The organism is Phenylobacterium sp. (assembly GCF_036821595.1).
GTDB lineage: Bacteria > Pseudomonadota > Alphaproteobacteria > Caulobacterales > Caulobacteraceae > Phenylobacterium.
The window spans coordinates 1-5,510 of the sequence record NZ_DAISJG010000106.1 but is presented as its reverse complement, the minus strand read 5'-3'; the positions used below and the strand labels follow the sequence as shown (position 1 = coordinate 5,510).

The window sequence follows — 5,510 nt, the reverse complement described above, 5'->3', positions numbered from 1 at the left end:
GGCGGGTGGTGCTGGAGAAGCTGGTCCAGGCCGGCCGCCACCCGCTCGTCTCGGTGCTGGTGGCGGAACACCGGCTGCAGGGGCTTAAGGACCTGCTGGCGGCCCTGCCGGCGGAGACGCCGGTCTATGCGGCGGCGCAGGGGGTGATGGACGCCATCGTCGGATTCCCGATCCACCGCGGGATCCTCGGGCTGGGGCGGCGCGTCGAGTCCGCCCCCGAGGCGCTGCTGTCGTGCCTGCCGGCGCGGGCGCTGGTGGTGGCGCTCTCGGCCATCGCCAACCACGACAACATGGGCGGCGTCTTCCGCAACGCCGCCGCCTTCGGGGCCGACGCGGTGCTGCTGGACGCCGACTGCTGCGATCCGCTCTACCGCAAGGCCATTCGGGTCTCGGTGGGCGCGGCCCTGACCACCCCCTTCGCGCGCCTGCCGGCCGGGGCGGACCTCGTGGGCGTGCTGCAGGATCAGGGGTTCGAGGTGCTCGCCCTGTCGCCCCAGGGGGCGGAGGAACTGGACGCGGTGGTCCCCGCCGCCCGCGCCGCCGCGCTGTTCGGCGCGGAGGGCCCCGGCCTCGCCGCCGGCGTGCTGGCCCGGACCCGCACCGTGCGGATCGCCATGGCGGGCGGCTTCGACTCGCTTAACGTCGCCACCACCAGCGGCATCGTCCTGCACCGCCTGGCTGCGGCGGGACGCCGCGTCACCTGAGCAAGGGGTGTTTAACCACCCTGTTCTACGGTGCGGGCAAGGTGGGGCGAAGTAGATGACACGCGTGAGGACGCGGCAGGCTGCGGTTGCAGCCCAGCCGCCCGGTACGGAGCAGTCCGGCCCGGTCTTCGACCGCGCCGTCCGGCTGGCCGAAGCCCTGCTGCCCGGCGCCCGGGCCCAGATCGCCCTGTTCAGCGGTGACGGCGACGCCGCCTGGCGCAGCCACGACCCAGGCCGGATTCTGCCGTGCGACGCGCCGGCGGCCCGTTCCGTGGTCGAGGGCGGCGAGCTGCTCTGGATCGACGGCGGCTGTCCCGACGCCCGCCTGAAGACCTGCGGCATGGGCTTCTACGTCGGCGCGCCCATACGCCTGGCCGACGGGGCGGTGCCCGGCGTCCTCTGTGTCCGCGGCGATGGCCCGCGTCCCTACGACGCTGAAACGGCGGCGCGCCTTCAGGACCTGGCCGATTTCGTCGCCGACGAGTGGACCCGGATAAGCGCCCAGCAGGCCCGCGAGGCCTCGCTGCGCGAACGCGACGCGGCCCGTCGGACCCTCTCGGCGGTCGTCCGGGTGGCCGCCATCCCACTGGTCATCACCGATCAGGAGATGAGGTTGATCGCCGCCAGCGCCCGGTGGCTGGAAAGGCGCGACCTGCAGATCAAGGACGCCCGCGGCCGTTCGCTCTACGAACTCGCCCCCGAGATCTTCGAGCCCTTCCGCGCCGCCTTCGACCGCTGCCTCGGCGGCGAGACGGTCAACGTCGACCGGATCTCCATTCCCCGGCCCGAGGGCGGTGTCGAATGGCTGCAGGCGGTGGTGGCCCCCTGGCGCCAGGTGGACGGCTCTGTCGGCGGCCTGATCATCACCTCGCACGACGTCACCGAGATGGTCGAGGCGCTGGAGCGCACCGAGCGCTCGGAGGAACGGCTCCGGCTGGCCCTTGAGATCGCCGACGTCCACGTGTGGGAGATGGACCTCGTCCGCCGGGAGCTGGTCAAGGCCGGGGCGGAGGACACCTTCTTCACCCGCCCGAAGACCTACGAGGACATGGCCCAGGACACCTGGGCCGCCGTCGATCCGCGCGACCGCGCGGAGACGATGAAGGCCTGGGAGCGGCATGTCGCCGAAGGGGTTCCCTATCGTCCCGAGCATCGCGTCGCCCGCGACGATGGGCGCGAGGTCTGGGTGGCCGGCACCGCGCGCATGATCTCCGACGAGAACGGCCGGCCGCTGCGCCTGCTGGGCGCCTTCCAGAACATCACCGAACGCAAGGCCCAGGAGCGGGCGCTCGTCCAGGCGAAGGAGGAGGCGGAGGCCGCCAACCAGGCCAAGAGCGCCTTCCTGGCGACCATGAGCCACGAGATCCGCACGCCCTTGAACGGCGTCCTGGGCATGGCCCAGGCCATGGCCATGGGCGAGCTCTCGCCCGAGCAGCGCGAGCGGCTGGAGGTCATCCGCCAGTCCGGCGAGGGCCTGCTGGCGATCCTCAACGACGTGCTCGACCTCTCCAAGATCGAGGCCGGCAAGCTCGAACTGGAGCAGGCCGAATTCGACATGGCCGAGCTGGCGCAAGGCGCGCACGCCACCTTCAAGGCGGTGGCCGAGGCCAAGGGGCTGGCCTTCAAGCTGAACATCGAGCCGGCGGCCCGCGGGGCCTGGCTGGGCGATTCCGTCCGCGTCCGCCAGATCCTCTACAACCTGGTCTCCAACGCCCTGAAGTTCACGGACAAGGGGGGCGTGACCGTCACCGTCGGCCGCCGTCGGGACGCCCTGCGCCTGACCGTGAAGGACACCGGCATCGGCATCGCCCCCGACAAGCTCACCCACCTGTTCCAGAAGTTCGAGCAGGCCGACGCCTCCACCACCCGCCGCTACGGCGGCACCGGCCTGGGCCTCGCCATCTGCCGAGACCTGGCCGAGCTGATGGGCGGCAGGATCACCGCCCGGAGCACGCCGGGAGAGGGGGCGACCTTCACCGTCTGCCTGCCGCTGGCCAAGGTTGCGGGGAAGGGCAGGGCGCCGGCCCCGGCGCCCCCGTCCGCCGACGTCGAGATGCGGCCGCTGCGGGTGCTGGCCGCGGAGGACAACGCCACCAACCAGCTCGTCCTGAAGACCCTGTTGAGCCAGGTCGGCGTCGAGCCCGTGCTGGTGCGCACCGGCAGGGAGGCCGTCGAGGCCTGGGCGCGCGAGCCCTGGGACCTGATCCTGATGGACGTGCAGATGCCGGAGATGGACGGCCCCAGCGCCACCGCCATCATCCGCACGCGCGAAGCCCTGGAGGGCCGCCGGCGCACGCCGATCGTGGCGCTCACCGCCAACACCATGCGCCACCACATCACCGAGTACGCCGCCGCCGGCATGGACGGCTTCATCGCCAAGCCGATCTCCGCGGCCAAGCTGTTCGAGGCGGTGGAGGCGGCGGTGGAGCCCGGCGCGCGCCCCGCGGAGACGCAGCAGGTCGCCTGACGGGCGGCGCCGCGCTAGGCTCGGCCCCATGCCGCAGCACCCCATGACCGAAGAGGTCCTCGAGCCGGACCTGCCGATCTGCGATCCGCACCACCACCTGTGGGACTTCCCGAACGGGCGCTACCTGCTGCCCGAGCTGCTGGCGGACATCGGCCAGGGCCACCGGGTGGAGAGCACCGTCTTCGTGGAATGCGGGGCCTTCTACTCCGCCGTGAAGCCGGAACCGTTCCGGTTCGTGGGCGAGACCGAGTTCGTGGCGGGCGTCGCCGCCATGTCCGAGTCCGGGCGCTACGGCCCGGTGCGGGCCTGCGCCGGCATCGTCGGGCGGGCGGACCTGGCGCAGGGCGCCTCGGTCGACGAGGTGCTGGCCGAGCACGTGCGGGCGGGCGGCGGCCGCTTCCGCGGGATCCGCCACGCCGGCGCCTGGGACGCCAGTCCCGAGATTCGCGTCAGCCACACCGAGCCGCCGCCCGGCCTCTACGGCCTGCCGGCCTTCCGGGAGGGGTTCGCGAAGCTCGCCGAGCACGGCCTGTCCTTCGAGGCCTGGCAGTACCACACCCAGATCGGCGACGTGGCGGCGCTGGCCGACGCCTTTCCCGAGACCCCGATCATGCTGGACCATGTGGGCGGCCCGCTCGGCATCGGTCCCTACGCGGGCCGGCGCGACGAGGTGTTCGCCGCCTGGGCGGCCGACATCGCCGACCTGGCCCGGCGGCCGAACGTCTGGGTGAAGCTGGGCGGCCTCGGCATGGCCACCCTGGGCTTCGGCTTCCAGCGCCGCGACGTGCTGCCGTCGTCGGCCGAGCTGGCGGACGCCTGGCGGCCCTATGTCGAGACCTGCCTGGAGGCGTTCGGCGCCGGGCGCGGGATGTTCGAGAGCAACTTCCCGGTGGACAGCGTGTCCTGCGGCTACGGCGTCCTGTGGAACGCGCTCAAGCGCCTCGCCGCCGGCTGCAGCGCCGACGAGAAAGCGCAGCTTTTCCGGGACAATGCGGTGAGGTTCTACCGGCTGGATATCTGAACCGGACGGGAAGGATCCTCCCGGCGGCGGGTGTGCGGTCGCCGCCGGGAGGATCGCCGCCGACGAGCAGGTCAGCGGCTCGGGGAGGGCGCCCCGAAGCGGTAGGCGGAGACCACCACGTCCATCACCTGGTCGCGGAAGGCCGTCTCGCCGGGCTCGCCCGGCGCCGCGCCGGCGGCGACGAACAGCGGGGCCAGGTGCTCCTCGCGCGGGTGGGCCTCGCGGGCGAAGGGGCCCTGGTCCCAGGCCGCGAGCGCGGCCTCCCGCCGCGCCGGATCGGCGACCGCCTCGCCCAGCCAGGCGTCGAAGGCGGCGGACTTGGCCGTGAAGGCCGGGGTGAAGCCGCGCATGTTGTGCCAGCTCATGCCGGAGCCCACGATCAGCACGCCCTCGTCCCTGAGCGGCGCGAGCGCCCGGCCGGCGGCGAGGTGCGCCGCGGGATCCAGGTCGGCCCGCAGCGAGAGCTGCACCACCGGTATGTCGGCGTCCGGCGTCACCAGCTTCAGCGGCACGAAGACCCCGTGGTCGTAGCCGCGCTCCGCGTCCCCGGCGGTCGCGAAGCCGGCCGCGCCCAGGAGTTCGCGCACCCGGGCCGCCAGCGCCGGCGAGCCGGGCGCGTCGAAGGCCAGCCGGTAGGTGTGCTCCGGGAAGCCGTAGTAGTCGAACAGCAGCGGCGGGCGCTCGCCCGTCTGCACGGTGAAGGCGTCGGCCTCCCAGTGCCCGGACACCACCAGGATGGCCTTCGGCCGCTCGGGGAGGGTGGCGAGGAGGCCCTTCAGCCAGCCGGCCGTGCGGTCCCAGGTATCGGCGGGACCGCGCGTCCAGTCCATGAAGAAGCAGGGACCGGCGCCGTGCGGGACGAAGACGGTGGGCAGGGTCATCGGGAGGCCTCCGCGGGACGCGGCGCTCAGGCCGCGCGCCGGGCTGCGGCGGCGGCGACGTTGCGCTCGATGTGCGCGGCGAAGGCCTGGCCGAGGGTGCGCAGGAAGTCGGCCGTGCCCTCGTTGGTCAGCTCGCCCTGCTCGTCGAAGAGCGAGAGCGTGTTGCCGATATAGGCCTCGGGCTGGCCGAGGACGGGCATGTTGAAGAAGCTGATCGCCTGGCGCAGGTGGTGGTTGGCGCCGAATCCGCCGAGCGCGCCGGCCGAGGTGGAGACGACGAGCGCGGGCTTGTCGGTCCAGACCGCCTTGCCCCAGGGACGAGATCCCACGTCGACGGCGTTCTTCAGGAAGCCGGGGACGGATCGATTGTACTCCGGCGTCACGAACAGCACCGCGTCGGCTGCGCCCACCTCGTCACGGAAGCGGGTCCAGGCGGC

General features: G+C 73.0%; 5 protein-coding genes. 3 read left to right on the top strand and 2 right to left on the bottom strand.

Translation table 11 applies throughout. From position 1 onward, the window contains the following. From V7Z97_RS18965 to V7Z97_RS18955, 3 genes are all read left to right on the top strand, one after another. Positions 1 to 704: TrmH family RNA methyltransferase (locus tag V7Z97_RS18965; RefSeq protein WP_442958054.1), on the top strand; the 704-nt coding region annotated here is incomplete at its 5' end. Between the two features lie 55 nt (positions 705 to 759). Further along, positions 760 to 3,171 carry an ATP-binding protein gene (locus V7Z97_RS18960; RefSeq protein ID WP_334165003.1) on the top strand — a complete coding sequence of 804 codons (2,412 nt, stop codon included), beginning with the start codon at positions 760 to 762 and terminating at the stop codon, positions 3,169 to 3,171. 43 nt (positions 3,172 to 3,214) lie between these two features. Beyond that, a complete protein-coding gene (locus tag V7Z97_RS18955) occupies positions 3,215 to 4,192 on the top strand; it encodes an amidohydrolase family protein (protein ID WP_334165002.1) in 978 nt (325 codons plus the stop codon). 71 nt (positions 4,193 to 4,263) lie between these two features. On the opposite strand, the gene V7Z97_RS18950 is transcribed toward V7Z97_RS18955, so the two are convergent. Together V7Z97_RS18950 and V7Z97_RS18945 are read right to left on the bottom strand one after the other, a co-directional pair. After that, positions 4,264 to 5,073: a DODA-type extradiol aromatic ring-opening family dioxygenase gene (locus tag V7Z97_RS18950; protein WP_334165001.1), complete on the bottom strand. Its 810-nt coding sequence runs from the start codon at positions 5,071 to 5,073 to the stop codon at positions 4,264 to 4,266. A 26-nt stretch (positions 5,074 to 5,099) separates the two neighbouring features. Next, positions 5,100 to 5,510 (bottom strand): NADPH-dependent FMN reductase (locus tag V7Z97_RS18945; RefSeq protein WP_334165000.1); only part of this gene is annotated, 411 nt, incomplete at its 5' end.